The sequence below is a fragment of the Paenibacillus sp. p3-SID1389 genome (genome assembly GCF_025151705.1).
GTDB classification, from domain to species: domain Bacteria; phylum Bacillota; class Bacilli; order Paenibacillales; family Paenibacillaceae; genus Fontibacillus; species Fontibacillus phoenicis.
Genome location: NZ_JALXVO010000033.1, coordinates 1 through 26,021 on the forward strand (window position 1 = coordinate 1; position 26,021 = coordinate 26,021).

The 26,021-nt window shown below is 53.5% G+C and carries 24 protein-coding genes and 2 pseudogenes; all 26 read right to left on the reverse strand.

All coding sequences use genetic code 11. The features are described 5' to 3' along the window. The coding region (locus tag M3G15_RS14020) for a hypothetical protein (RefSeq protein WP_260071276.1) at positions 1 to 1,280 on the reverse strand (1,280 nt) is incomplete at its 3' end. Positions 1,281 to 1,369: 89 nt separating this feature from the next. Further along, on the reverse strand, positions 1,370 to 2,692 hold the full coding sequence (locus tag M3G15_RS14025; protein WP_260071277.1) for a helix-turn-helix domain-containing protein: 1,323 nt from the start codon (positions 2,690 to 2,692) through the stop codon (positions 1,370 to 1,372). Then, positions 2,689 to 3,525, reverse strand: a complete 837-nt coding sequence (locus M3G15_RS14030; protein ID WP_260071278.1) for a sugar phosphate isomerase/epimerase family protein — start codon at positions 3,523 to 3,525, stop codon at positions 2,689 to 2,691. Before M3G15_RS14030 ends, M3G15_RS14025 begins: the two co-directional genes overlap by 4 nt. Further along, positions 3,515 to 4,507, reverse strand: a complete 993-nt coding sequence (locus M3G15_RS14035; RefSeq protein ID WP_260071279.1) for a Gfo/Idh/MocA family protein — start codon at positions 4,505 to 4,507, stop codon at positions 3,515 to 3,517. Before M3G15_RS14035 ends, M3G15_RS14030 begins: the two co-directional genes overlap by 11 nt. Positions 4,508 to 4,556: 49 nt before the next feature. Next, entirely contained in the window at positions 4,557 to 5,372 is an 816-nt protein-coding gene (locus M3G15_RS14040) for a carbohydrate ABC transporter permease (RefSeq protein WP_260071280.1), read from the reverse strand. Continuing rightward, on the reverse strand, positions 5,369 to 6,340 hold the full coding sequence (locus M3G15_RS14045; protein WP_260071281.1) for a carbohydrate ABC transporter permease: 972 nt from the start codon (positions 6,338 to 6,340) through the stop codon (positions 5,369 to 5,371). The genes M3G15_RS14040 and M3G15_RS14045 overlap by 4 nt, the downstream gene beginning before the upstream one ends. 38 nt (positions 6,341 to 6,378) lie before the next feature. Continuing rightward, positions 6,379 to 7,761 (reverse strand): ABC transporter substrate-binding protein, encoded by a 1,383-nt coding sequence (locus tag M3G15_RS14050; protein WP_260071282.1) that lies wholly within the window; start codon positions 7,759 to 7,761, stop codon positions 6,379 to 6,381. Positions 7,762 to 7,899: 138 nt separating this feature from the next. Continuing rightward, positions 7,900 to 9,969: an alginate lyase family protein gene (locus M3G15_RS14055; protein WP_260071283.1), complete on the reverse strand. Its 2,070-nt coding sequence runs from the start codon at positions 9,967 to 9,969 to the stop codon at positions 7,900 to 7,902. Between the two features lie 70 nt (positions 9,970 to 10,039). Beyond that, entirely contained in the window at positions 10,040 to 11,116 is a 1,077-nt protein-coding gene (locus tag M3G15_RS14060; protein ID WP_260071284.1) for a dihydrodipicolinate synthase family protein, read from the reverse strand. Next, on the reverse strand, positions 11,116 to 12,132 hold the full coding sequence (locus tag M3G15_RS14065) for an NAD-dependent epimerase/dehydratase family protein (RefSeq protein ID WP_260071285.1): 1,017 nt from the start codon (positions 12,130 to 12,132) through the stop codon (positions 11,116 to 11,118). Before M3G15_RS14065 ends, M3G15_RS14060 begins: the two co-directional genes overlap by 1 nt. Before the next feature lie 169 nt (positions 12,133 to 12,301). Beyond that, positions 12,302 to 12,877, reverse strand: coding sequence for an ATP-binding protein (locus M3G15_RS14070; protein WP_260071286.1), 576 nt, complete (start codon positions 12,875 to 12,877; stop codon positions 12,302 to 12,304). A gap of 132 nt (positions 12,878 to 13,009) precedes the next feature. Next, positions 13,010 to 13,177: pseudogene (locus M3G15_RS14075) on the reverse strand (GNAT family N-acetyltransferase); the annotation flags it as partial. 179 nt (positions 13,178 to 13,356) lie between these two features. Further along, positions 13,357 to 13,899: a histidine phosphatase family protein gene (locus tag M3G15_RS14080; protein WP_260071287.1), complete on the reverse strand. Its 543-nt coding sequence runs from the start codon at positions 13,897 to 13,899 to the stop codon at positions 13,357 to 13,359. A 40-nt stretch (positions 13,900 to 13,939) separates the two neighbouring features. Then, positions 13,940 to 14,446 (reverse strand): GNAT family N-acetyltransferase, encoded by a 507-nt coding sequence (locus tag M3G15_RS14085; protein ID WP_260071288.1) that lies wholly within the window; start codon positions 14,444 to 14,446, stop codon positions 13,940 to 13,942. A gap of 115 nt (positions 14,447 to 14,561) precedes the next feature. Next, the gene (locus M3G15_RS14090; protein WP_260071289.1) at positions 14,562 to 15,107 is read right to left on the reverse strand and encodes a GNAT family N-acetyltransferase; all 546 of its coding nucleotides are present in this window, start codon (positions 15,105 to 15,107) and stop codon (positions 14,562 to 14,564) included. Positions 15,108 to 15,528: 421 nt separating this feature from the next. Further along, the gene (locus M3G15_RS14095) at positions 15,529 to 15,792 is read right to left on the reverse strand and encodes a helix-turn-helix domain-containing protein (RefSeq protein WP_260071290.1); all 264 of its coding nucleotides are present in this window, start codon (positions 15,790 to 15,792) and stop codon (positions 15,529 to 15,531) included. 14 nt (positions 15,793 to 15,806) lie between these two features. Then, positions 15,807 to 16,814, reverse strand: coding sequence for a GPP34 family phosphoprotein (locus M3G15_RS14100; protein WP_260071291.1), 1,008 nt, complete (start codon positions 16,812 to 16,814; stop codon positions 15,807 to 15,809). Between the two features lie 181 nt (positions 16,815 to 16,995). Then, the gene (gene helD / locus M3G15_RS14105) at positions 16,996 to 19,371 is read right to left on the reverse strand and encodes an RNA polymerase recycling motor HelD (protein WP_260071292.1); all 2,376 of its coding nucleotides are present in this window, start codon (positions 19,369 to 19,371) and stop codon (positions 16,996 to 16,998) included. A gap of 232 nt (positions 19,372 to 19,603) precedes the next feature. Beyond that, positions 19,604 to 20,089 (reverse strand): nitroreductase family protein, encoded by a 486-nt coding sequence (locus M3G15_RS14110; protein ID WP_260071293.1) that lies wholly within the window; start codon positions 20,087 to 20,089, stop codon positions 19,604 to 19,606. A 172-nt stretch (positions 20,090 to 20,261) separates the two neighbouring features. Then, on the reverse strand, positions 20,262 to 20,435 hold the full coding sequence (locus M3G15_RS14115) for a hypothetical protein (protein ID WP_260071294.1): 174 nt from the start codon (positions 20,433 to 20,435) through the stop codon (positions 20,262 to 20,264). 97 nt (positions 20,436 to 20,532) lie between these two features. After that, positions 20,533 to 20,748, reverse strand: a pseudogene (locus M3G15_RS14120) (SDR family oxidoreductase); the annotation flags it as partial. 158 nt (positions 20,749 to 20,906) lie between these two features. Further along, on the reverse strand, positions 20,907 to 21,257 hold the full coding sequence (locus M3G15_RS14125; RefSeq protein ID WP_260071295.1) for a hypothetical protein: 351 nt from the start codon (positions 21,255 to 21,257) through the stop codon (positions 20,907 to 20,909). 78 nt (positions 21,258 to 21,335) lie between these two features. Beyond that, positions 21,336 to 22,382: a glycoside hydrolase family 88/105 protein gene (locus tag M3G15_RS14130; RefSeq protein WP_397376626.1), complete on the reverse strand. Its 1,047-nt coding sequence runs from the start codon at positions 22,380 to 22,382 to the stop codon at positions 21,336 to 21,338. A gap of 34 nt (positions 22,383 to 22,416) precedes the next feature. Further along, entirely contained in the window at positions 22,417 to 24,057 is a 1,641-nt protein-coding gene (locus tag M3G15_RS14135) for a type 2 periplasmic-binding domain-containing protein (RefSeq protein WP_260071297.1), read from the reverse strand. A gap of 26 nt (positions 24,058 to 24,083) precedes the next feature. After that, positions 24,084 to 24,983, reverse strand: coding sequence for a carbohydrate ABC transporter permease (locus M3G15_RS14140; protein ID WP_085278312.1), 900 nt, complete (start codon positions 24,981 to 24,983; stop codon positions 24,084 to 24,086). A gap of 15 nt (positions 24,984 to 24,998) precedes the next feature. Further along, positions 24,999 to 25,961 (reverse strand): ABC transporter permease, encoded by a 963-nt coding sequence (locus M3G15_RS14145; RefSeq protein WP_085278313.1) that lies wholly within the window; start codon positions 25,959 to 25,961, stop codon positions 24,999 to 25,001. Positions 25,962 to 26,021 lie beyond the last annotated feature (60 nt).

Genomic DNA, 26,021 nt, shown 5'->3' on the forward strand with positions numbered 1-26,021 from the left:
AGGAAGAAATCACGTCCCTGTTTTTGATACCAGGTGGTCACGTCGCGGAAAGCAGCGATTCCTTCCCGGTATCCGATCTCCCCGGTCTCTCTTAAATGAAGCATCCAAGTCACCAACCCGTTCTCCGGATGAAAATACAGCTCATGCAACGCCCGCTGCGTCTTGCTGCCGCGGGTCATGCCATACGCGCTGGAGGGGAGTTGGAATAAGGTGTGCATCTGCAAGCTTGTCGCACCGCGCAGCGCGTATTCCAAGGCCATCTTGCCGGAGCGAACATCCCCTGTCCCCGAAATGACCGGAACCGGAGCTGATAGTTTTCCTTGCAGCTCCAGCCTGCGTAATCGGGATAGCATGCACAGATTCCGCCGGCTTAGATCGGGCCCGCCGTAGGCAGCCCCGCCTCCCCCGGAATCCAGACGCGTGCGGTCATATAATCGGTTGGCATAAATCAGGTAATCCGGCCGAGCCTCGCCTTCCTCAATCAACGTCCGGATCGTTTGAAGCTGGAAGTCATCATCAAACACCGTATTCATCAGCTTGATGCCCAGCAGAATTTCGCCCGGCGGCAAAGCCGATCGGATCAGCTTAGGCACCTCGCGATACCACCGCAGAATTGCCTCCTGCTGCATCGCCCGGTCCGAGCCGGCCAGGGTTGGGCTAAAATCTTTTTCCAATTGAAGCGGCCCCGCTTCTCCGGCTTGCTGCCATACCTGAGCCAAGCTCTGCGTGCTGTAGTGATATTCCTCCAACGCGAAATCGTCGTCCCCTGCCGGCAAATGATATTTGCAGGAGGGCACGACAACGGTTCCCCATTCCCGTCCAATTTGCAGGGAGGCGGAGACAAAGCGCAAGTATTCTGCAAAAGTCCCATGCCAACCTCGTCCGTTCCAGGTCACGTTCCAACCGGTTTCGCCCGTTTCCTTCCCTACGATGGGCTCCACCTTCATCCGTGTATCCTTGATGGCCCAAGCCTCCATCGAACGCTGGCCTTGTCCGTTTTCCGCGATCACCGTCTTAAGGACGACAAACCCCAAGCCCGTCTGCGCATCGGTACGGACTTGGGAATCATTCAGCGACAGCTGACCGGCGGCTTTCCCAAACGGGTTCTTGATCGGGGCCGGTCCATAATTCGAGGATACGTCGATGCCATATTCCTCCAACAGATATGCTTCAACCCGGTCCGGAAGACCGGTATGCCGGAACCGTTCGTAGTCGCGACGGATTCGCGCCTCATCGCTGAGACGGATGTTGGGCACGGCGGGCAGTATCAGGCGGTCCATCGGCTTCATCCCCTTTGCATCGTGTATATCCCCAATTGTATGCCGACCGAGCGCCCGTTTTATCCGTCGAAACACCTATTTTTGCCCCGTCAAAAAAATCCGTCGATATGCAGCGCATATATCTGCCTTGGGCGACCGCGGCCCACCGGCTGCTCCTCCCCAACGATCGTGGCCAGTTCGTATTTCTCCAGCGCGGCCATAATCCGCCGGGCACTGCGCAGCGTAATCCCAAACCCTTCGGCCAGCTGGGCGGCGGTTAAGGTGGAGCTGTCCAACCTTCGACACAGGGAAATCAAGCGGTTGAGCGTCCCGACACTTAACCCGGCCTTCTTGGCCATCGAGATCAGTTCGGGATCTTCGCTGCGCGCCGAATATTTTAGCGTCAGCTCCGACCCCATTGGCCCGTAGACCTGCCCGTCCTGCATCATCAGAAAGCAGTTACCGCCTCCGCTCGTTTTGGCTTTCAGGAGCGCCTCGCGGGCCTTCCCTTCCGCCTCATTTGCCGTTCGACCTAACCCGATCCCGATGCTCGCCTTCCACTGCAGCCGTTCCATCACTTCCAGCAGCAGCGGGGCCTGTTCAAATTTGCGGGTCACTTGTTCAATGATTCCGCGTGTTGTAATGAAGGAGACCTCATTGGAGTCCGTCCAATTAATCAAGGATTGGGTCTCTTCGCCAAAGTCGATCAGGATTTGCTGGAGGATGATTTTTTTGCGTTGAATTTCGTAATCGGAAGCCGCCTCCTTCACCACCCGCTCAAAGTGGTCGATACTCAAAATGCCGATGGCCATTTGGTTGCTGGATAACCGCAGGCTCTTCCCCTCAAGTAACGCCCGGTTCAAGGCGTCTCGAATCGCGGATTGCGTAGGGACGACGCGAAAGGCCGGAACGCCAAGCTCAACTAGCTGCTGGTATACCGAAGTGAGGCAAGTGACGGTGGCATGAACGAGTCCGCGGCTCCACAAATCATAGTGAAAGGCGACCAAATCTTCATGATGGATTCCGGTACTGTAGGGTTTGACATAAATTTTCCGATGCATCAGCCCCAGCTCGCCGAGCTGCTCTTCCAGTTCATGTAGTAAGAGCACGTCCGCACTGATGCGTATTTCCTCCTCCAAATCGAACAGGCGACTCCGATAAAAATCAAACAATACCTTATACAACGCCGTCCCGGAATATTGCACATGCAGCATCGGAACGCCAGGCTCACGATCCAGCGCCAGATGATAGGGGATCGGTCCCGTAAATAACAAGATGTCCGCCTGCTCCCGAACGCGGGCGACAACCCCTAACGTTTCCTGCTCATGCGAATAGGGAGTCGGGATCATCGTGAGCTCCTGAAACAAGCTGCCCACTTCTACGACCTTATCCACCAGGTCGCTTGGACCGATTACCGCGACATTCAGATTCACGGACGTTTTGCACCTCCGCCGGAGAATTGATTTGCCACTTCGAGATAGGACAACCGCGTTAACTCCAAGACCTGATCGCCAAAATATTCAAACGAGACGAATCCGCCATACTCCAGCTCCACCAACTTTTGCAGAATTGTACGCTGGTCGCTGTCTCCCTGCAGCACGGGAACGGGAACGCTTTGAGCCCAGTCGTGGTGGTTCCATTTGTAGTTTTTGACATGAACGTGCGTGATTCGGGGATAGAACTTCAGCAACGCCGGTAACGGGTCCAGCTGATCCACGAAAAAATTAAACCCGTCGAAAATCAGCTCCACCGAGGGTCCCCCGAGCTCCAGCAGTGCTGCGAGGCTCTCCTCCGTATCAGCTAGCGTATTGTTGTGCATTTCGACGGCCAGGCGAATGCCAAACTGCGCGCAAACCTCCGACGCCGCACACAACCCGGATTGAACTTGCTCCCATAACGCAGAGTTCGCCTCACGGGAAGGCAGATGTCCGGCGAACGTGCGAACCCTTGGGCAGTCCAGCTCTGCCGCCCAGTGGGCTGCCCTTTGGATGTGCTGGAGATCCTGCTCCCAATCTTCTTTGCTTTTGGAAAAAGCAGCATACGTGCTGATCGCCGGTACTTCAAGCTGGTGCGCGGTGAGTTGCTGCCTTAACTCCGCAAGCGAGCCGCCGCTGTCTAGATACGCCTCGATATGGCCGTCCCACAGCTCAACGCCATGAAGCTGCAGCTGGGTTGCTGCTTCCAGCACTTTTTCGAGGATCATCCCTTTGAGTCCGGTGGAGCAGATGCTGAATTTCATCGCGGGGGTTCTTGGGTTATTTAACAACCTGCTCCGCCCCCTCCTCCTGCGAACGGTACACCGCCTCCAGAACAGAAATCACGGACTTGGCGTATTCGCCGGAGCACTCCGGCTCGGTGTGATGCTCGATCGCATCCAGCAGATCATCAAGCTGTGCGGCAAAAGGTTCTTCGGCCTCTTGAGCCTGGAATTCCTCTGCCGGCTCGTATTGCCCATCACGGCTGATCCATAGTCCCTGGTGCGAAACCAGCCTGGCCATTCCGCCGGTAAAAATCAGCTCCGTCTCATCTTTCGCCACACCGGGATAGCCAGATTGAACAATCACTGCACCGATGCCGCCTTCCGTTTCCGCCAGGACCACACCGCTGCCCTCCACATTACCGATCGGCGCTTCGTAGCTTAGGACCGCCTTAACCTTGGTCACCCGGCTGCCGGTGAGCCATTGGATTTTGTCGATCGAGTGGGCGCCCAAATTCATCAGGATGCCGCCGCCCGCCTTCTCCTTCTCCAGGAACCAACGCGGCCGGTCCTCTTCGAAGTAGGCTTTATGCCGGGTGTCGTGAATCGCCACCAGCTTGCCCAGCCGGCCGCTTCCGATTAAGGCTTTCGCTTGCCGGTTCTCCGGCAAATAATGCTGCGTGTGCCCGACCATCAATGTGACGCCCGCTTCCCTCACCGCGTTCAGAATGACGTCGCAGGACGCCGAGCTTAAAGCCATCGGCTTCTCCAGCAGCAGATGGCTGCCGTTTGCCGCGCAGAAGACGGCACATTCCTCGTGCAGATGGTGCGGCAACGCAATAATGGCGATGTCCGGCTGTTCCTGAATGATCATCTCCCGATAGTCGTCGTACCATCTCAAGCCATATTCCGTAGCCACCACCCGCCCCTTCGCCTCATCCGGCTCCGCCACCGCCACCGCGGTCAGCCGCTCCGGCCCCAACTGCCGGATCGCGTCCAAATGATGGCGCGAAATGCCGCCAGCCCCGATCAATGCAACCCGGTAACGCATAAGCTCCCTCCTTTTCCGTGAATTGCTGCCTTGGCAGAAATCCGCTGCCTTATTTAATACCCGCGGAATTGCTCCCTTGCACAAAATACTTCTCCGCAAACAAGAACACGAGCAGGATCGGAATCAGACTCATCAACGCGGCGGCGACCATATATTGTTCATTACCCGACCATTGGCCGGCCATAGACAAGATGCCAATCGGCAGCGTAAAGTTTTCCTTCGAGGTTAAGAAGATGGCGGGGGACAAAATCTCGTTCCATTTTGTCATAAATGTAAATACCGCCAGCGTCGCGAAGGTAGGCTTACACATCGGTATAAAGATCCGCCAATAAATCTGCATCGGATTGCAGCCGTCCAGCCGGGCCGACTCCTCATAATCCCGGGGGATGCCCAGAAAGGCTTGCCGCATCAGAAAAATACCAAACGGCTGAGCCAACCATTCGATGAGCCAGAGCGGCGTCAACGTGTCGAGCAAGTGCAGCGACTTGAAGATCACGAATTGCGGAATGATCAGTACGACCGGCGGAATCATCATCGTACCGAGAACGACGAGGAACAGGGTGTTTTTGAACGGAAACTTGAGCCGGGCAAACGCAAACGCCACCATGGAGCAGGAAATCAATGCGCCAATCACCGACAGCACCGTGATGATGACACTGTTCATCGTATACTGGCCAAACGAACCGAGCTTCCACACTTCGGCATAATTGCTCCACTGCACCGGCGAAGGCAGCCATTCCGGCGGAAATTTGGTGTATTGGGCATAGCTTTTCAAGGAGTTAAACACCGTTGTGAGAAAAGGCAAAAACATAATCAGCGAGCTGCAAATGATGACGATGTAACCGGCGATTTTTTTCTTCTTCATTCGTAATGCACCCACTTTTTCTGCAGCGTCATTTGGACGACCGTCAGCAAGAACAGGATCACGAACAGCACCCAGGCGATGGCGGAAGCATACCCCATGCGCAGGAACGAGAAGCCCTCCTGATACAAGTAAATCATCAGCACCAGGCTCGCTTTGTTAGGCCCGCCTGCGGACGAAGCGTCCATCGCCCCGCCGGTCATGACGTAGATTTGCTCAAACGCCTGGAACGTTGAGATCGTACTCATGATCAGCACAAGGAAGGTGGTGCTCGAAATGAGCGGTACCGTAATCCGGCGAAACTTCTGGATCGTCCCCGCACCGTCGATTTCAGCCGCCTCGTATACCTCGGAGGAGACGTTTTGCAGTCCGGCCAAATAGATCACCATAATGTACCCGATGCCCTTCCACACCGCGATGAGCACGAGCAGCGGAATGACGAGATGTTCGTCCTGGAGCCATTTTTGCGGACTTAGGCCGATCGATTGCAGCAGTGAATTGGCAAACCCAAACCGCGGGTTGAACACCGCATCCGATACGTACATAATGACCGTCCAGGAGGAGATGACCGGCAAAAAATGCGCCAGCCGGAACAGCTTTAATGCCCGCAGCTTCTGGTTTAACGCCACCGCCAGGACGAGGGCGAAAAAGGTTTGCAGCGGCACGAACAAGATCGTGAAATAGACGGTGTTCCACAGCGCTTTCCAGAAAACCGGCTCGTTCAGCAGTTTGGTGTAGTTGTCCAATCCGGTCCATTTCGGCGGATTCAGGATGTCATACTCGGAGAAGCTGAAATACAAGGAGGCCAGCAGCGAACCTAGTACAAACACGAGAAAATGAATGATATAGGGGGTCACCATCAGGAGCCCCCATTTGCCGTCGTTATGCAAGCGACTTCGTCTTCGGCGAATCGGAGGAGACTCGACCTGAGTCACGTCTCCCGTCCGAAGTTCCACCGATTTTTCAACCATGTTCATCACGCTTTCTTATCGAAATGTACAACCCGGCCTTATTTCTTATAAAATTCGTCCAGCACCTGCTGCACATCCTTATCCGACTGAGTTAACGCCTCGTCGACGCTGATCTCGCCTTCGAAAGCCCGGTTGATGCTGTCTCCAAACTTGCCGACCCATTCGCTCCAGACCGCGTTGACGTCCAGCGTTCCGGCGAATTCGAAGCTGTCCAGGAACGCCTGCTTGTTGTCGGGCTTACCGCTTAAGAATTGCTCAGAGTTGGCCACCGATTTTTTCACCGGCACCGCTTCGCCTAAGCTGGCCCATTCTTTTTGTACGTCGTCTTCGGTCGCCCAATATTTCACCCATTCCCAGGCTGCCTCGCCCTTGGCGCCTTCCGCCTTCTTATTGATGACCCAGGAGTTGGCGATTACCGGGGAGAACCGCTTGCCTTCCGGACCCTTAGGCAGCAAGGTCACGTCGTAATTAAGCCCTGCCGCGTTGGCGTCGATCGTGCGGGCGTAAATCCCGATGCGCATCGCTGCCGCTTTGCTTGGGAAGGGGGCCATGTTGCTCTGGAAGCTTTTTAAATCGGAAGGGGTTGTTAACAGCTCACGCTGCATGCCGTCTACGATCCATTCCATCGCTTGCTTGTTCTCCGGGGTATTGATGATCGACTTCGTCAACGTTTCGTCCAACACGCCGCCTCCGTACGATTTCAGCACCGTCATCCAGCCTTCTGTTATGCTGAAGAACGTTAGGCCGTATTGCGTCACTTTGTTTTTGTCAAAAGCGGGATCGGTCGCATACACGCCGCTCGAATCCTTGGTCAGCTTCTCAGCCGCTGCTTTGAGATCGTCCCAGGTCCAGTCTTCGGTTGGGTACTCCACTTTTGCTTCATCGAACATGTCCTTGTTATAGTAGAGAACCGCGATTTGAATGCCCTGCGGGACGCCCCAATATTTCCCGTTCGCGTCCTTGTTGAAGTCAAGTCCGTAATAGTCGTCCTTCTGCAAATCCCGTTCAATCCATTCGGTTAAGTCCTTTAACACGCCACGCTCTGCGTATTTCGGGACAAGCACGCCGTCGGACAACCAAAGGTCGGGCGCGCTTTCGGCAGCGATTTGCGTATCGAGCTTCTGGAAGAACTGATTATACGGTGAAGACTCCGTCTTGATCTTAATATTCGGATGCTTCTCCTGAAACTTGGCGATCAGCTCCTGCATCTTGGCATCGGTTTGCGCCGAGGAATAATAGCCGAGTCTCAGCTCCACCGGTTTGTCGGCCGCCTCCTGCGGTTGATTTTGCGGTTGTCCCTCACCGCCGCCATTGCTGGACGGAGCCCCGTTCCCTCCTCCGGAACAAGCCGATACGACCAACATGAACGTCAATATGACGATAGCCCCTATGCCTTTCCGCTTTCTACCCAGACGTCCCATTTCCATCCCCCTTGCTTATTCCACCCCGTGTAAGCTTTTTCAAGAAGGTCGATGAGAGTGGTGTTGTGGTTATCTTCAAAGTAATGGACGCCGAATTAGAGTTCAACGTCCTTAAATCGCCCCAAAATCGTATGCACGCTAGACGTTAACGATATACGATTCAATGGGGGATGCTGCCGCGTTAGATCGGCGTACCAGCAGCACATCGCCGCTGAGGTGAACGCCGGCAAATTGATAACTTCGAGGACCCTGGTGCGAAAATAACACCGCATCCTCCCCGCCGCCATGCGTAATCGACAGGGCCGTTGCCAACTCCTTTGGAACGGTATTACCGTAGCTGTCCCGTACGTCCAGCAGACGGATGACCGGCGGTACCTCGCTCTGCCGCTGGGCAGGGTATAACACCGTAACAAACTGCGTCAACCCTTGGCCAGATTGGCGAAGGATCACTCTGCAGGACGGAGTTCTTTCGTTATAGTTACGGGAAATCCAGCTGGGTTCCACGTCGATCTTCACCGGGTGAACCGGTAAAATTCGCAGCACGGGTCCCTCGCCGTCGCCAGCGTCTCCGATGACGAGATGGCCATCGGCTTGAAACCGCACTTCAAGCCCTTCGGCCAAATGAAAGGGTAGCGCATACGCATGCTCCGCGTCTCCATGGGAACGGCAGGTGTCGACGACAACCCAATAATCCGGCTTGACGAACAGGATTTGCCGCAGCACTTGAACCGGATGGGACAAGCGCCAATAGCCGTCATGGCCCCCTTGGGCATAATCGTATTCCGGAGCGGTCCGCCATACGCGGCCCAGCGAACGGGCGACGTTGTTCCACTTCCAGGAATCCACATAGTCCGAAATCGTCTGCCCGTCGACAGAGACCGTATTATGCTGGAGCGATTCCTTAAAATACTGACGATCCCGGTTCTCCATATAGGTGCAACGCCCCGGATCAACCAGAAACTCGCGGCCGTAAGCAAATAGGCTGATGTGCAGGGCATCGTCATGACCGTGGGCCCGAATCACATCCATATGCCCGTTATCAAACCAAAGGTAACGGGCCGCCCGATGCCAATCGCTGCGCATGAAGGCATACCCGCTTTGCGCCAGCTCCTTGGAGACGAAATCCGGCGCTTTAGCTTCAAGTTGCTCGTAAAGCTCGAACCCTTTTTGCGTGAAATACCAGATCCCTTCGTAATCCAGCACAGCGTAAGCTTGCGACTTCAAATCCCCCCGTCGGTACAGCACCGCCCCTCGCGCCAGTACATCGCGGATATCCGTACTGTCGCTGTCGCTAAAATTCGGCTGGCGTCCATCCGGCTGAACGATCGTCAGCGAGGCGGTGTACATACGGTTTAAGGTATCGCGCAGGACTGAAGGTAACGTAATGCCGTTAAGCTCCGCAAGCCACACCGATTCAAATAAGCAATGCAGCACCTCATGGTGGTACATGCTGCTTTGTTCATTTTGCAGGCCATCATCATAAACCTGGAGCTGACACATCTCAACCAGTCGTTCAATCGCGGTTTGCAGCCAGGTTGCGGCTTCCTCCAGTTCAGGGAACAAGAGCGCCAGTTGAAATAAGCCGTTCGTTTCGAGAAAGCCCCAGTTGCTTTGCCGGTCATGCGGCGTATAAGCGATGTTCAGATACATCCCGTGACGTCGGACCGCTTCGAGGAATAACGCTTCCTCTTCCGCCCCCCAATGCTTCGAACCGCGCACACAATAATAGCCCTTGAGCCAATGCGTGATCCGGATGCCGCTGTCCAGCTTCCGCCAAGTGTCCTTGACGTTATAGCTTAGGTCCGCGCTTTCCCGCACTTCGTCTTCCGTCAGTGGATTCTGCGTCATCCAATCCTTCAGCAGCCGAATATACGCCAGAGCGTACGATTCATCGCCGGTTAACCAATACGCTTGCCCCAGCTCGCCCATGTACCTCGCGCGGTTCAGCATCACCAGCCATTCCAAATCCTCGTTATGCCGGTAATACCAATTGATCCCGTTCTCGAAGGTAACTTCCTCTTCGCATCGTTCCATATCCCAGCGATGGGTGAAAATAAACGTGTTCCGCGCAGCCAACCTGGCCCGGTGCAGCACCTGCTCCACTTCCTCCGGCCAATGCCTGCGGCAGGCATCCACGATAAATGTTCGATCCTCCTCATTCCAATAAAAACGCCGTGTTTCCAAGCTTCCCTGCTTCTTAAGCGCCATGGATTCTGCTTGCCTCCCTCATGTCTCCTCATTCGGCCAAGGGTTCCTGACCGCTCTCAAGCCACACACGTTAATGACCCAGCCATTGCTGCAACCCGGCTTGGACAAACTGATCATCATTAAGATCAGGATATGCGCGATAGACGCGATCAATTTCTTCAATTTGTCCCGGCGACAGCTCTTCCTCCGGATCGAGGCACCATCTCCCGTACAGCAAGCCTTGGCGCCGCAGCACTTCATGAATGCCGGGAAGACAGCCCTTAAACCCGTTCGCCGCATCAAAAAAAGCTGCATTCGCATCGGTAATTCGGATGCCGCGGGTTAGCAGCTCCGAAGGAATCGGGGCTCCGCTTTCACGGAGAGCGAGGATTTCCTCTAGCAGCTCCACCGCTTTGGACGTCCACACTGCCCAGTGACCCAGCAGGCCGCCAACGATTCGCTTCTCCACCGTTTGCCCCGCGGCGGTGCGGCATTGGTAGACCATCAGCAAATCGGCAACGATGTTATCGTCATTCCCCGTATACAAGGCAATGTCGTCCCGGCGGCTGGATTCGCAAATCGCCCGTACCACATCCAGCGTTTGGTAACGGTTAAAGGGGGCGATTTTGATCGCCTTCACCCCCGGCAGCTCGGCCAGTTCGCGCCAAAACGCAAAACTAAGCCGCCTTCCCCCAACGGCCGGCTGCAAATAGAAGCCGCAGACGGGAAGCACCTCCGAGATCGCTTCCGTACGGCGGAGCAGCTCGGCTTCGCTGTAGTCCGCCAGCCCGCCGTTGCTGACCAGCCCCAGGTCGTAGCCGAGCCCGGCGGCCAGCTCGGCTTCGCGAACGGCCTGGTCGGTTGGGCCGCAAATGCCCGCCACCTTGAGGAACGGGCGCTGAAGCCCGGCGGCATCCACCTCCTCGGCGGCCAGGCGGAGCACCGGTTCAAACAGGCCGATCTCAGGGTCGCGGATCTGGAATTGCGTCGAGTGGACACCGACCGCGATTCCGCCGCTGCCGGCGGCGATGTAATACCGCGTTAACGCGCGTTGCCGCCGCTCATCCAACCGGCGCGCCGCGTCCAGCGCCAGCGGGTGCGCGGGGATCACGGTTCCGCGATGCAGCAGCTGGTTCAGTTCAGGTTTCAACTGCGGTTGCTCGCCCATCAGAACACCCCTCCCCTTTCCTGAAAATGCGTAGGTTTGCCTAAAGTTGCGCCCCCGGCCTCAATCCACTCGACCGTCCAATGCATCATTTGTCTCAAGGAAACTAGCGGATACCCCCATAAAGCATGGGAGGTGGAGGCATTGCTCAATAATGCGGTCGGCTGTTCCTCCCCGGTGAATATCGGCTGGATCCCGAAGGCTTCGCCAAACCGTTCGGCCAGCCAACGGATCGATACGGTCTCCGGTCCGGTGACATTGATCGTCTTCGGCGGTGAAGCACAATGGAGCAGCGAGCGAATCGCCATTTCATTGGCGTCCCCCTGCCAAATGACGTTGACCATGCCCATATTCAGGTCGATGGGCTCCCGCTCCTTCACCGCTTTGGCGACCTCCAGCAAGATGCCGTAACGCATATCAATCGCATAATTCAGCCGGAAGTTGACCAGCGGAGTACCGTTTTTACGAGAAAAATACTCAAACACCCGCTCCCGCCCCAAGCAGGATTGCGCGTATTCACCAATCGGCGCAGGCGCGGTTTCTTCGGAAGCCCCGCCTTTCGTGATCTCCGTCAGCGGATAAATATTGCCGGACGAGAAAGCGACGATCCGCGACGCCTTAAACTTCTCCGCGACCCGCCCTGGCAAATAAGCGTTCATTGCCCAGGTATAATACTCGCGCCCGGTCGTTCCAAACTTATGGCCAGCCATGTAAATCACATTTGGCGCCTCCGGCAAGTGCGACATCGCGGTTTCATCCAGCAGGTCCGCTGAAATGGTGCGAATGCCGGCAGCCTCCAGCTCTTCCCGCAGCGTTCCTGAAGAAAACCGCGACACGCCGGTGACCTTCGTGGTCTTCCCTGCGGCGGCCAAGCCCCGGGCGAGCAGCTTCGCCAAGCTGGGGCCCATTTTTCCACCGACCCCAAGAATCAGCACATCGCCGTCCAGTTGGGCCAGATCCCGAATCAGCCGGTCTGAGGGCTCGCTTAACCGCTGCTCCAACTCCGATATCGTTTTCATTTTTCGTCACCTCTTCTATGCAAGGGATTCGCAAGACGGACTAAGAAGCCTTACTGTTTCCCCTTTATGGTAGAAGCGGGAGGAATTCCAGACAACGACCTTATATCGCCCCAAAAAAATCGGAACAGGAGGAAACCGGCCGTTGCCGATCCCCTCCTGTACTTTTGGGCTATAGCTTTTTGGGCAAACTCACTTCGTTCAATGTAATGAGTTTCTTGATCTGCGCAATGATTGCAGGGATGTCGCACGGATCCTTGATGACAAAGAAATAATCCGCTTCTTCTGGAGTCGGTCGATCCAGTTTTAAGCCTCTTTGTCGATCTAAGACTTCCTGAAAACTAGACGCATTCCGAAAGATCGCTTTACTTCTCTGAGTCCTTTTGATTCGTTCCTCTAGTAATTTAAAGGGCACATCAAAGTAAACCAAAATGCTCTTAAACCCCTTCTCCTGAAAAAAGCGAAGCACATCCCTTCGCGAGGGTTCATGCAGATTCGAATTGCTTAAAATGATGTGCATGGAACTATGATCTACCGCATACGTCACAATCGTGTTAGTGATGGAGAATTTTAACGTGTTTGGCCCTTCTGAGGGTCGCAGCTTCCGATAATGGGCGTTAATAAATGCTGCATGATTATCCTGATCAATGACGACTGCATCAGGCTCCATGGCGATTTCCAGCTCCGCGGCAAATGTCGTTTTTCCGCTATGCGTCATTCCGACCGTCATAATTACAAAGCGATTCATGAGTGCTGCTCAAACTCGCTTTTTAATACACTCATGAAAATGCTATAGTCCAAGTCCGAATCACGATATTGTCTAAAAACCACTTGCTTTCCGATGAGATGGGACATATTAATTCATCCTTTCCTTTCGAGGTCAATCAATGGCTTTAATAAACGCCACGATTCTGCCAGCTTCCCTAAATCCAATGCGTTGATGAAACGCTTGACTCCCGCGATTGTCCTGCTCCGTATCCGAGCCGATCTCCTTACAACCCAGCGATTTGGCCCAAGCTTCTCCCGCCTCTACCCGTTTTCTAGAGACGCCTTGGTTTCGGGTATATGCTTAAAAGGTTCTTCTCCTCAAAGTAAAATAGATCAGGCCTTCTTTTAATTCGCTTTCCGAACTGTTCCCCCTACTTTCACGACCTGATTGACGTTTCCACCGTTTAACATTTCTTCGTGTCCAGACAAGGCTTACACCTCCTTCGCTTCGTTGTCAGTCTAGATCCAGAAACGTTGGATATCCGTCCCCCCGCTGCTAGAGAATTCAAGCAGGTACACATCTGGATTCGTCAGCCGGCTCCATGCCTTGAACCCAAATGAACCAGTATAGTGTTTCAAGATTAAGGACATCAAATTCCCGTGGGTAACGACAGCCATATTCTCCTCTGGCCGTTGAATCAGGTCCTTGATGGCAGAGACTCCCCGGTTCATCGCCTCACGTGAAGATTCCCCTCCGGGCAGCTTCAAATCGAGATCGTCAAACGATTTACTTAAATGATCCATCCAGTCCGGCAATTCATGAGAAGCCAAAACTCGCTCACAGAGCCGATCATCCTGATAGATAGGTAAGCCCAATCGTTCTGCTAACGGTTGGATCGTGGAAACGGCTCGAAGATAAGGGCTGGTAACGATGCGGTCAATCGGTCTGTCATACAAAACATCAGCCAGTTGCTCCGCTTGCTGACGTCCCTCTTCTGTGAGTTCCGCCGAGGGCTCCTGCCCATTCGCTTTGCAATGCCTAATTAGATAAAAACGTTTCATCTCATCCCTCCGTTGTTGTTATTTCGCAGGATGGCCCATGTTACGCCTCAGGCACGCGATATACTTTGCTATAAATAAGCGCTCTGCACGCGAGGAACTCCTCTTGAGTGAGAGGTTTCGGGTAACTCATAATTTTCAGAGGAAGCTCGGCTCCACCGGACCGCAGCGGCGGCTGGACATAGCTGTAATCGTTGAGATGGAAGCCAAGCCGTTCGTAAAACCGGATCCGTCTGCAGGAGACGTTATTTTCCGGAAGTTCCACCTCTAATATGGTCAGTTTGTCAGAAGACTTCAAAAATGTATCTACCAACCTTTTCCCAATTCCCCCTCCTCTCACAGAGGGATCTACGGCAAGATGCTCAATAAATCGAAAGGTCGGAAATTCCCAAGCCGCCAAAAAAGCGATAATCTGTCCCTTCTCATCCGACTCGGTGATCAGCCGATATTCCGGATGCCACAACAACTCCATTTGCCCGGATTTGGTTCGATATTCGATCTCCGGAAAGGATGCGGACATGATCTCATATACACGCTCAAAATCATTCATTCTGCGAACAACACTTCCTCCTGGCTCATTTCTCAAAAAAGGCCTTTGGATAGTGGAGGTCCCCCTGAATCCGTTCAATTCGTTTGGACATCTCTAGGTTCTTCCGCTCTGATCATCATATGCCTGGATTCCACTCCTCTTTTAAGAGCCCGTAAATCACTTTATCGATGTAACGGTCAATGAACCATTCCGCTTGACGCAAAATCCCTTCCTGAACAAATCCGAGTCTTTCCGGGATTTTTCGACTTCTTGCATTGTCGGGGTGAACTCGAAGCTCGATTCGATGAAGTGCCAACTCTTCAAATATATACTTTATGACTTCACGGCACGATCGGATGATAATTCCTTTCCCTTCATATTCCTGCGCGAGGTAATACCCGATTTCGGTTGTTTGATCCTTCCGGTTGATTTGTACTAACCCAATGGCTCCGATTAATTGGTGCTCCTGCCAGATGCCGCACCAACCTCCATTCCCGGAGGCCTGTTTCTGTATCGTTCTAGCAATGAACGCTCTGGTATCGTTAACGGTATGGGTGTGATGAGGGAATTCAAGCCACTTGCCAAAATGATCCCGGTTCGATTGAATGAGCTTAAACAAAGCTTCGGAATGACTAAGCTCGAATAGTTCAATCCGAAGCTTCTCATCTACGTTTCTTCGCATGTAAATTCCCCCTTAACATCGATCATACGATGAATTGACTCAGGTCATATTTCGCAATGCCCAATTCATTCACTAATTCGGATCTAGATTTCATATCTAGGGCTGGCGGGAAAGAAGTTAATGATTTGGTCACCTGAAGACCGCGCTTCATTCCGCAGCATCCCCCTTTCTCATAATAGGATTCTCTGAAATTCCTGTAGAGGCTGGAGTCTTCCATAATTATACAACCGATCCTGAGGGGGCGATAGCAACGATTCTGTTATAAGAAAAACGTTTATCGACGTACATTCAAAGTAGACAGACCGCGTTGATCGGAAGTTTTTCTTGCGATATCAGGATGCCAATGCCCCGAAGTGTATACTTTCTGATATCTGAAAAAAGAAAACCCCGCCATTCGCAGGGTCATTCTTATCATATGCTTCTAAGATTCCGTCATCAGCTTCGCCTTGATCTCCGGGATGGACATCCCCTCGGAACGCAGTTGCTTGATCCGAAAGATCCGCTCTACCGTCTCTTCCCGCCGGTATCGACGCGTCAAATTCTCTTCGGCTTGCTCGAACGGCAGCATCCCTTCCTCTGTGTAGAACTTCAACGTGCTGTAGCGGGTTGCCGTCAATCGAGCCAGTTCGCCAATCGTGACGAATTCCGAAGCTTGAATGACTTCCATGGATCGTTGTCTGGACATGGGGCAGAACTCCTTTAGATCGGGCGTTTCGGAAGCAGCCGCACCCCTTGAATCGGAATGCGCACCGTCACAAAATGCGGGACCGCTTCATACACCAGATTGTTGATTTTGATCATCGGAATCTCCCCGTCCTTCAGCACGGTAAATATATGGCCTTGCGACTCAAGCCGCTTTCTGACGGCTTCCAGCCGGTGCTTGGAGTCGGAGAACCAGGCCTCCGTCTCAATAAAAACCGCTTGCGAGCGGTCCAGCAACGGAAACAGGAAAAGCAAGCCGGTACCGACCGTCGTGCGTATAAAGCTTCTTTTTATCCGCAACGCATGTTTTACTCCTAATTCCCATCCCCGGTAGATTTGAAGCGGTAAGATGGTTTGGGCCAGCGAAGAGTTTGCGTTCAACTCGTTAATTCTTAACGCCACAAGATCCAGCTCATTCCGCGAAAAGAGATCCGGCAAACAGCCGCTTTCGCGCAGCAGCCACAACAGGCAAACCGCATCGTCGCTGATGGGCCCCTCCTCCAGAATCTCTGCCCGAAACTCCTCTGTAATCCTCGTATATTCATGAATCGGACAGCGGTATTCTTTCACCGAAACGCCTGCCGACTCGTAAAACATATCACACCCGAGCAAATTCGGAATCTCCTCCAACATGCCCAGATCGAAAAGGCTCTTAGCCATGACACGCTCAAAACGAGTCAATGTTCGCTTGGGCAACGAAGCGGCTCGCTTCAACCACCACGTGAGCGGAAGTTGACGTCCACGCGCTTTCGATCGAACGGACTGCCAAATCAATTCCCGGTAAGCCAAGTCTACGTGCAAATTGTCCTTCCCCGGCACGGGTGCATCCTCGATGTTGCCATTCGCAGCGGCGATGCCGCCTTCCAAGTGCACCTCCAGGATGACCGCTGCCGCCATCGCACGGAGCGAGATTTTCTTCACGGTTGTCATCATGTTGCTTCGCTGTGCATTCAGCGCAATCATCGAGAAACGCTGGACCAAAGTAAGCTCCTTCGACTCTGCCATCGCTAAACTCCCCTCTCGTTCAGGAATCGATGAGATCCACCAACACGAACCACATTTCAAAGTTCCGAGATTTGACCATTCACTTACTACTTACTACTTATCACTTACTACTTCCAATATATTCCTCCTATAACGAGATGTCAATGGGATCACGTCTAATTCATCCTTGGCTTCTCCCGCCTTACGGCTCAACCAACACAAGCCCCTGGGTAATCGCTGGCTCCATAAACGGACTTGCTGCACCTACACTAAACAACTGCAAATGATGCATTGCCCGGGTGCACGCCGTATAAAACAATCTCCGCACGTTTTCCTCTCCATAAGAGCTTGCCGAAGCATCGTAAAGGATCACCGCGTCGAACTCGATGCCTTTGGCTAAATAAGCAGGGATGACCACCACGCCTTGCTTGTATTCGACTGAATCACGGGTGACCAGCTTGAGCTCGGCGATTCGGTCTCCCCGCAAGTCCTCATAAGCGGCTGCACTCTCCGCTGCCGACCGGCAGATGATCGCGATCGTAGCTGCCCCTTGCTCTTTCAATTCAGCGACTCTGGCTTCAATACGTCGGTGCAACTCATCCGAATCAGCCACCTGCGTCAGCACCGGCAGCTCTCCGTTTCGGTCAAACGGTTCAATGTGTTCGCCGCCGGGGATTAAGCTCCGCGTAAACTCGACGATCGGCCGGGTCGACCGATAGCTTCGCCGCAACTGGATCGTCTCCGTTTGCTCTGGCCCATAGAGACGCAGCAATCCCTGGAAATCCGCCGTTTCAGCGGCATGAGCAAAGATCGCCTGATGAAAATCGCCGAGTACCGTCAGTTTCGCGGCCGGAAACAGCCTTTTGATAAACTCAAACTGAAGCAGGGAGTAATCCTGGGCCTCATCAATCAAGACATGGCGGATGGATACGTTCGCCTGGAACCCAAGAATCAGCTCATGCAGTAGCAAAAATGGCGTCGTATCCTCATAAAACAACTTGCCCTTATCGAGGCTCTGAAATGTGATGCGGCAGATCTCCGACCATGCATCTCGAACCTCCGGCGTCTCCGTCTCCAGCCAAGCACCGGAATGAGTTGGATCTTCAAAGAGCTGCTTATACACCCCGGTCAGATCGATAAACCGCAGTTTCCGGATCTGTTCTCGGATCGGCTTCAGCTTTCTGCGCACGACCATACGTGCAAGCTCCCTCGCCAAGCGTTCGCCATCGATCTCCTCGTCGGAATCCTCGGTTAAGCCGTATTTTTTCCGAATCCGCTCATAGGCCCGTTCGTATTGTTCGTTACTGAGCAGCTCAATCGCGTCCTGCACCCAGGGCTTGCGGCGCTCCTGCTTCTCGATCTCGCCTATACGTTCATTCAGCCATGTCGTCAGCCGTTCGATCCGCCCGGACATTCTCAGGGACTCCTCCCCGCCGTAAAAACGCTCTGCCATTTCTTCCGCCGACACCAAGGTCTCCCCGCGGAATTGGATCGGCTGGAACTTCATGCCGCCTTGCTCCAAGGACGACCGGTAAGCCTGAATCGCCTCGAAGAAAGACACCGACGCCTTCAACCGGATCGCGGCCAATCGCGCCTGGTAATCCGGATCCTCTTTCGCCGTCAGCACGTATTCCAACTGCGCGTAAGCATCCTCGACCTCGAACATCTTGCTAAGCCGGTGATCCAGGTATTCCTGGAACGTCACCTGCTGCATATTTTCCTCTCCAAGCTCGGGAAGCACGCCGGATACGTAAGTCTGAAACATCGCATTGGGTGAAAATAACACGATCTGATCGGCCGTCATCCGGTCGCGGTATTTGTACAGCAAATACGCGATCCGCTGCAAAGCCGCGGACGTTTTCCCGCTGCCGGCGGCGCCTTGCACGATCAGCAACCGGCCTTGATCATGCCGGATGATCCGGTTCTGCTCCTGCTGGATCGTAGCCACGATGCTGCGCATCTGCGTATTGGCCGTACGCCCGAGCACCTGCTGCAGCACCTCGTCCCCAATCGTCAGCGAGGTGTCAAACATCGATTCAATCCGTCCGCGGCGAATGAGATACTGCCATTTCCGCTTCAGTTCCCCGCGGATCGTCCCGCCGGGCGTATTATACTGGGCTGGACCCGGCCCGTAATCGTAATACACGCTGGAGATGGGAGCCCGCCAATCGTAGATTAGAAACTTCTCCCCGCTTGGATCCATTAAAGAAGATACGCCAATATAGACCCGTTCCGTCTCCGGCTCCCCTTCCTCCGCAAAATCGATCCGTCCGAAGTAGGGGTTCTCCTGCATCCGCAGCAGCGCCGCCCGGCGTTTGGAGGCTTGGCGATGGCTGCTTTGGCTTAATGACAATACTTCGGCCTGCTGGCGCAAGCTGATCACCGTTTCCAGAAAATCGTCGAAATTATCCACGTTCACCGTGACGTCCTCCCAGAAATGCTTGCGGAACTCGACAACCTCCTTTCTGCGGCGTGAGGTATCCTCCTCCAGTTCGCCAATGCTCTCTGCGAGGACTTCCATGACACGGTCCAACCGTTCCTGCTCCCGCTCCAGCTCTTGGTGAAGCTCCTTCTCCATAACCAGCACTCCTTTTTGTAAAAATGGGGGTTGACGCGGCGCTCTTTTTTCTGTAGAATAAAATTAGGGTAAATTTAAATTTATACATTAAATTTGCGCGCATGCTATACCAATATAGCACGCTTTTTTGCGTTTATCAATTTTTTGCGTTTATCAATATGAAAAAATGCCCAAAGCCGCCCCTCTCCAATTGGAGCAAAGGCGGCTTTGGGCATTTACGCATCTATAAGGGTTACGGCAGCGTCTTGATTTTTTCCGCGATGGGTGTTCTTGGCTTGGCCTCCGGAATTTCGGCCGGATACCCGATCCCAAATACGCCAATGACCTCGTAGCCTTCGGGTACACCAAGCACTTCCCGGTTTTGCGCCGAACTTCCGACGGATGACCAGAACGTACCGACACCTGCTTCATGAGCAGCCAGCAAAAAGTTTTGTGCAAAACAAGCGGCAGCCATCACATTCTCATCCCGCGCGAGCGGAGTGGCTCCCGGCTTGGACAACAACGCGATCACAACGGGAGCTCCCCAGAAATCACTCTTATGCTTCAGCTTCGCTCGCGTCTCCGGTCCAACGCGCAATAGCTCCCACGGCTCGTTAAAGCGATGGTTTGGCGCGTAGCTTGCAGCTTCCAGCCAGCCCATGAGTGCTTCCTCATCAATCGGGTCGGGTTTGAACGCTTTTATATTTCTCCGGCTTTTGATCAAATCGATCGTAGACATTGGGTATGTACCTCCTTGAGTAACGAACAAATGGAATAAATGACCTTAAACTCTCCCTCTTGTTTTTATACATATCCTGAGCAAAAGTCAAGCTCGCCCAGATCTACACCCTCAAAACAAAAGACAGCCCCGAACAAAACAGGGCTGCCTTGAGTCGAGAATCTATTGTCGCCTAGTACAAACGTTCCTCACCGGTGACCGGATTTTTAAAAGCCGATTGAATATCGCTTTGGGTCAATTCATCGGCAAATTCCGTATCCTCGGCACGTTTTACGGGGGTTGCCCGCTTCTTTTCCGGGGTTTGCTCCCGGGCTGCTTTGGACGTATCTTTGGATGGATTCGCCATCACCTATGCACACTCCTTCTGCCTTTCATGTTAGGCCTGCTTATGTGCGATAGGTTGCGGCCTAAAGCCCTTTTTTATTCCTATGTAAGCGAATGGCTTAATACGCCGTCCATCCGGCATCCGCCGTAAGCGTCGTACCGTTAACGAAGCTCGAATCATCGGAAGCGAGGAACAAGGCTACCTTGGCAATTTCCTCAGGTTGGCCCGCGCCGGGATTTACACCGATTCCGACTTGCGCCCGCTCCATGCCAAACGGATTGATCGCCGTAAGGGTTGAACCAATGTTCGTTTGTACCGCGCCTGGCGCGATCGCTTTGCCCATTCCGGATGCTGTACCTGTGACGACCGCAACTTTTCCACGTTCCCGCCGTTAATGATAACGATCAGATCCGCATCCTGAATGGTGCTTAACCGATGGGCAATAACGAAGCTGGTACGCCCCTTCCACATCTCGCTACCCGATCCTTTCAGCTACGCTTGTTCGTCGGAGCCATCCGTTCCATCCTTCATTTCATGCAGGCCAAACAGATGGATAAACTCCTGAATCAACTCGTCAACCGCTTTCAGCTCTCCGCTAATCACCGGCTTAATCGCCTCAAATTCCGCCTGACTTAGCTGCCTCTGCAAGGTTTCGCGTTTAATTTGCATCCGTTCCAGAAAGGCGATCGCCTTGCCGCGCCTAAAGGTTTGGGCGCTGCGCAGCTGCGGCTCGGCTTCCTCATGAAATCTTCGCTTCTCCTCTCTACCGTGTCCTCGCCCATCCCGATGCTCATGATGAACGCGTTCATAACGCCCTCCGGGTCCGTGTCTACCGTCTCGCATGTGGCTCCTCCTTATTGTATACATTCGTATACGTTATTTTTGTTATGTATACAAATGTATACTAAGACTAGCAAAAAATCAACTTCTACCAAGCTCATCCAAGCCGTCGTCTTCGAGAACAGCCGCCAGCAACGCCAGCGTCAGCCCTTGCCCCCAGCCCTGGGCCCACTTCTTGTCGATGCCCAGATACCCTTCGATGTCCTTCATCACGGCGGTACCGCCGGATACGTTGAGCACCCGCCCCCGATCGGTGACGTTCTGGAGTACGCCATCTAACGCTTTCTGCACATATTTGGCATGCAGTGGATTGCCCTGAATGACCATCGCCGCCGCGATCCCCGCTGTCGCGGACACTTCACCATAAGCAGCCGGGTAATCCAGTACCGTGCCCCACAATCCGTCCTCGTGCTGTAATGTTTTCAACGCCGCCAGCTGATCGCGCAAGGAACTCCAAATATGCATCATCGACGGATACAGGTAAGCTTCCGGCAAAATCTTCGCCGCACGGGACATCGTGTACGCCGCCCAAGCATTGGCGCGCCCCCAGAAGATCCCGGACATATGATTTTGGCCGATATGATTGTACCCATGATACCAGAGGCCGGTGTCTTCGTCCTGCAAGTAATTAATGTGCCAGTAGAACTGGTGCAGCGCATCCTCGATGAGCGGCTTCTCGTCTAGCATGATACCGGTGCGCAGCATAAAGTAGGCCGCCATAAACAACGTATCCGCCCAGCACTGCTCCGGAAAATCATTGCCCGCAGATACCGTATGCTGAAGCACCCGATCCCCAAACCGGGGAGCTTGGTTCTGCAGATAGTCGATTTTGCTCAGGATGAGATCGAGATATTTCTGCTCCTTCGTTTGTTCATATAACGTCAGCAGCATATGCCCCATCGCGCAGGAATTTACAGTCCACACCGGAAGTCCGGCGTCGATGTACTCGTCGCACCACTGGGCCATTCGCTCCACATAGGCCTTCTCCCCTGACGCTTCAAAGGCCCGGCTGATCCCGTAATAAGCCACGCCGCACGGCCAATCCCAGGTCAGGTCCATCCCGAAGGTGTACTCCACGATGCGCCCGGCAATTTGCTTCAACTCGGAAGGGGCTGCCTTTAGTTTCAATCTTTCCATCTCCCTTCGTGTGAACGGCTAACCCCTACTTGAAGTTCCCGGCATCAATCGCCGCTTGCTTCTCATCCGAAATCTCCTGGTAACCCGCATTAAGGTACGTTTTCTTCGCGGCCTCGTAGGTGGCGTCGAACTCGCTTTCCGGCGCGATCGCAATCTTGACATACAGCTCCTGGAACAGCGAATTCAGATCTGCCTTATATTCATTCACTTTCTCAAGCACCACGCTGAACAAGGCGTCCGGTGTGCGGTACTCCGCATACTTGTCGTAAAAAGCTAACGAATCCTTCGCCAAATTTTCATACCCTGGAGGCGACATGCTGCGGAGGTACGCTTCACGCATTTTTACCGGATCATCGTATTTCACCGTTTCAACCACAAGGCACCAGTAGTCTTTGTTGTTATTTTGCGAGAGGACGGATTCCCCTTTAAAATCCGGATTTTTCACCGCGATTCCATCGGCATCCAACGTATAGTTTTGGCCCTCAACACCGTTTTGCAGGAAGAACAGGTTCTCTGGCTGGCTCATCCATTCCAGATACATCCACACCGCGGCGCGTTCCATGTCAGAGGATTCATAGTTGATGCCCATGATCATCCCAAACGGCCAGTAAGCGCGTCCCTGCGGCTTCCGTCCCTCCGGTACCCCGGCTTGCGGGTCCAGTACCGCGAACTCGGCATCCGGATTATTTTTTAAGGTCGAGGTGATTACGTCAGTGTTGCTGGAGAGATAGAAGCTGAAGGTACCGGTTTTCCCTGCTACAAATTCAGCCTTGGCTTTGTTCTCGTCGTCGCGCAGATAAAATTCTTTATCAATCAGGCCGTTATTGTATTGATAGTTCAGGTTGCGCAAGTAACGCTCCGTATCGGCGGTGGTCAGATCGGCAACGCCCAAGTCGGAGTAAAGAGCACGGTATTTCTCGTCGATCGGCCAATCGCGGAACGCGTAGTTAAACGTGTAGTTGTTCTTTTTCAACGTTTCGCCGCCGACGCCAAGGCCTGCATCTCGCCATTTGCCCAGCAGCTCATTATATTTTTCGAGAGAAGTCAGATCTTCGACCTTCATCCCCACCTTCTCAACCCAATCCTTACGGATCAGCGTCGTGAAGCTGTCCAAGCTGGGGCGCTCGCCGAAGAAGAACACGTTTTTCTTATCGACCACGCCATACTGCTGAATGGTGTCCCCCATCGTTTTCCAATACGTAGGCGCATAATGCGCGATTTCGTTCCAATCCAGCTCCTGCATCACGCCTTCCCCGTAGTAGGCCAGAGCCTGAGGCATATCATAATGGAAAATAATATCCGGCGCCTTATGCGAAGCCAGCAGCTGCTCATAATCCGTTACCTCGTTACTGCGGGTGATCGGAATAAATTTCACGTCAACGTTGTACTTATCGCCGAATTCTTGTTGAATCCAACGCGTGTAGTAGTTGTCGGTCACGTTCCAGCCTTCGAAAGCCCTTTCATAAACAGGAAGCTCAAGCGTGACCCTCTCAGGAAAACCAGCCGAATAATCGGGATATTTGCCATCGGTGTTTGTGTTGGAGGAAGGAGACGGCTCCGTGGTGTTGTTGTCCGAATTGGCGCTCTTGCTGCTGCCTCCCATACAGCCTGACAATAAACCAACGATCATCACCAAACTTAAGATCCAAGTGAACCTTTTACCCATATCGATTCCCCCTAATGAATAGATGGCTACTCCTTAACCGCCCCGAGCATGACCCCCTGGACGAAATACTTCTGGATGAATGGATACACGAACAAGATCGGCAGGGTAGCGAATACAACACACGAGGCTTTGAGTACCTCGGGATTGCTTAACGATACTTGTGTGGCTTCCAGTTGGAAGCTTTCGCTCGCCTGAATGACCAGGTAATACAATTTGAGCTGCAATGGCCGTAAATCCACCCGTTGTTTAATGTAAAAGAGAGCGTCTTGATAAGCGTTCCAGCGACCAACCGCGTAAAACAGCGACAACGTAGCCAGGATCGGCTTGGAGAGCGGGAGCACGATGCTCCACAGGATGCGGAAATGCCCCGCACCGTCGATCCGCGCCGATTCCTCCAGACTGACCGGAATGCTGCTGGAGATCGCCGTCTTCATGATCAGCAGGTTAAAGGCGCTGAACGCCTGCGGCAGAATGAGCGCTGACCACGTATCCAGCATGCCGAGATTGCTAATCAGCATGTATTCGGGAATGATCCCGCCGCTGAAGTACAAGGTGAACATAAAGAGGAAGGTCAACGTCGTGCGGCCCTTCAACTGCTTACGGGATAAGGGATAAGCTGCACAAACCGTAATGATCATGCCAAGCAGGGTAAACAGCACCGTCACCACCACCGACACGTACAAGGAGCGCAGGATGCTGGCGTCGGCAAAAATTTTACGGTACGCCTCCAAGGTAAACCCTTCGGGCCATAAGAACACCTTGTTCGCAATGACATACGCATCATCGCTTAACGATTTGGCGACGACGTGGAGAAACGGCAGCAGGCATACGAGCGAGGCGAGGACAATAGCGAGATGGATGAGGACATCCCAGATATCATAGCGTTTGCTGCGGCGCAGCGGCAGCGTGTTTGCGGATGCTTTCATGGTTCGCCTCCTTTCTTAGAGCAACCCGTCTTCGCCAAGCTTCTTGGCGACCCGATCGGCCATCAGCACGAGCGCGAGTCCAATGACGGACTGGAACAGCCCCAGCGCGGTGGCGCGGCTGAAGTTCCCGCTCTCAATCCCCCAGCGGTACACCAGAACCGGGATCGTCGTCGTGAATTCCGTGGTCGCTTTATTTTGCAAGGCAAAGATCCGTTCAAAAGATCCTTCCATGACCCGCCCCAAATTCATAATGAGCAGCGTCACGATCGTTGGGCGAATCGAAGGCAGCGTTACATTCCATACTTTCCGCCACCTTCCGGCGCCGTCCACGGTAGCTGCCTCATACAGCTCGGGGTTGATGCCGCTCATGGAGGCCAGATAGATGATCGTTCCCCAGCCCATGCTTTGCCACACGCCAATGGCCAGATAACTGACTAACCAGTTGTAATCTTCTTGCAGGAAGGGAATCCGCGTACCGCCCATCATCGCAATCAGATTATTGATGACGCCGTTACTTTCGCTGAGCAGTTGATATGCGATGGCACCGATAATGATCCAAGACAGGAAGTGCGGCAGATAGAGCAGCGTCTGATTAATCCGTTTGAACTTCACGTTCTTAATTTCATTGAGCAGGATGGCAAGAAGCACGGGAATCGTGAAGCTAAAAACCAGGTCCAGCGTATTCAGCAATAACGTATTACGGACGGCGCGACCGAAGTCGTGTTTTCCGAAGATCTCGGCAAACACTTCAAAGCCCACCCATTCGCTGCCCCAGAACCCCCGGGCGATTTTATAGTCTTTAAAGGCAAGCACAAGCCCGGACATCGGTGCGTATTTGAACAGCAATACAAAGGACAACGGAATCAGTAGCAGCACATAAAGCTCCCAGTCCCGCCGAAGATAAAATGCGGCCCCCCGACCTAACGAAGGGTCCAGCTTTGGCTTGGACTTCACATTTGAAGCGCTTACAAATTTCATAACATTCACCTCCTCGTACATTCTGGCCTGGCTCGTTTCGGACTCGGTTCCATCTCATCT

Excerpts from the sequence above, each read along its gene's own strand:
- M3G15_RS14050 (WP_260071282.1), bottom strand. The coding sequence starts at position 7,761 with ATGGGACGTCTGGGTAGAAAGCGGAAAGGCATAGGGGCTATCGTCATA.
- M3G15_RS14070 (WP_260071286.1), bottom strand. The coding sequence starts at position 12,877 with ATGAATCGCTTTGTAATTATGACGGTCGGAATGACGCATAGCGGAAAA.
- M3G15_RS14110 (WP_260071293.1), bottom strand. The coding sequence starts at position 20,089 with ATGTCTACGATCGATTTGATCAAAAGCCGGAGAAATATAAAAGCGTTC.
- M3G15_RS14055 (WP_260071283.1), bottom strand. The coding sequence starts at position 9,969 with ATGGCGCTTAAGAAGCAGGGAAGCTTGGAAACACGGCGTTTTTATTGG.
- M3G15_RS14135 (WP_260071297.1), bottom strand. The coding sequence starts at position 24,057 with ATGGGTAAAAGGTTCACTTGGATCTTAAGTTTGGTGATGATCGTTGGT.
- M3G15_RS14065 (WP_260071285.1), bottom strand. The coding sequence starts at position 12,132 with ATGAAAACGATATCGGAGTTGGAGCAGCGGTTAAGCGAGCCCTCAGAC.
- M3G15_RS14045 (WP_260071281.1), bottom strand. The coding sequence starts at position 6,340 with ATGGTTGAAAAATCGGTGGAACTTCGGACGGGAGACGTGACTCAGGTC.
- M3G15_RS14145 (WP_085278313.1), bottom strand. The coding sequence starts at position 25,961 with ATGAAATTTGTAAGCGCTTCAAATGTGAAGTCCAAGCCAAAGCTGGAC.
- M3G15_RS14125 (WP_260071295.1), bottom strand. The coding sequence starts at position 21,257 with ATGCGAGACGGTAGACACGGACCCGGAGGGCGTTATGAACGCGTTCAT.
- M3G15_RS14100 (WP_260071291.1), bottom strand. The coding sequence starts at position 16,814 with ATGGCAGAGTCGAAGGAGCTTACTTTGGTCCAGCGTTTCTCGATGATT.
- helD (WP_260071292.1), bottom strand. The coding sequence starts at position 19,371 with ATGGAGAAGGAGCTTCACCAAGAGCTGGAGCGGGAGCAGGAACGGTTG.
- M3G15_RS14095 (WP_260071290.1), bottom strand. The coding sequence starts at position 15,792 with ATGTCCAGACAACGATCCATGGAAGTCATTCAAGCTTCGGAATTCGTC.
- M3G15_RS14090 (WP_260071289.1), bottom strand. The coding sequence starts at position 15,107 with ATGCGAAGAAACGTAGATGAGAAGCTTCGGATTGAACTATTCGAGCTT.
- M3G15_RS14115 (WP_260071294.1), bottom strand. The coding sequence starts at position 20,435 with ATGGCGAATCCATCCAAAGATACGTCCAAAGCAGCCCGGGAGCAAACC.
- M3G15_RS14140 (WP_085278312.1), bottom strand. The coding sequence starts at position 24,983 with ATGAAAGCATCCGCAAACACGCTGCCGCTGCGCCGCAGCAAACGCTAT.
- M3G15_RS14040 (WP_260071280.1), bottom strand. The coding sequence starts at position 5,372 with ATGAAGAAGAAAAAAATCGCCGGTTACATCGTCATCATTTGCAGCTCG.
- M3G15_RS14085 (WP_260071288.1), bottom strand. The coding sequence starts at position 14,446 with ATGAATGATTTTGAGCGTGTATATGAGATCATGTCCGCATCCTTTCCG.
- M3G15_RS14060 (WP_260071284.1), bottom strand. The coding sequence starts at position 11,116 with ATGGGCGAGCAACCGCAGTTGAAACCTGAACTGAACCAGCTGCTGCAT.
- M3G15_RS14080 (WP_260071287.1), bottom strand. The coding sequence starts at position 13,899 with ATGAAACGTTTTTATCTAATTAGGCATTGCAAAGCGAATGGGCAGGAG.
- M3G15_RS14035 (WP_260071279.1), bottom strand. The coding sequence starts at position 4,507 with ATGCGTTACCGGGTTGCATTGATCGGGGCTGGCGGCATTTCGCGCCAT.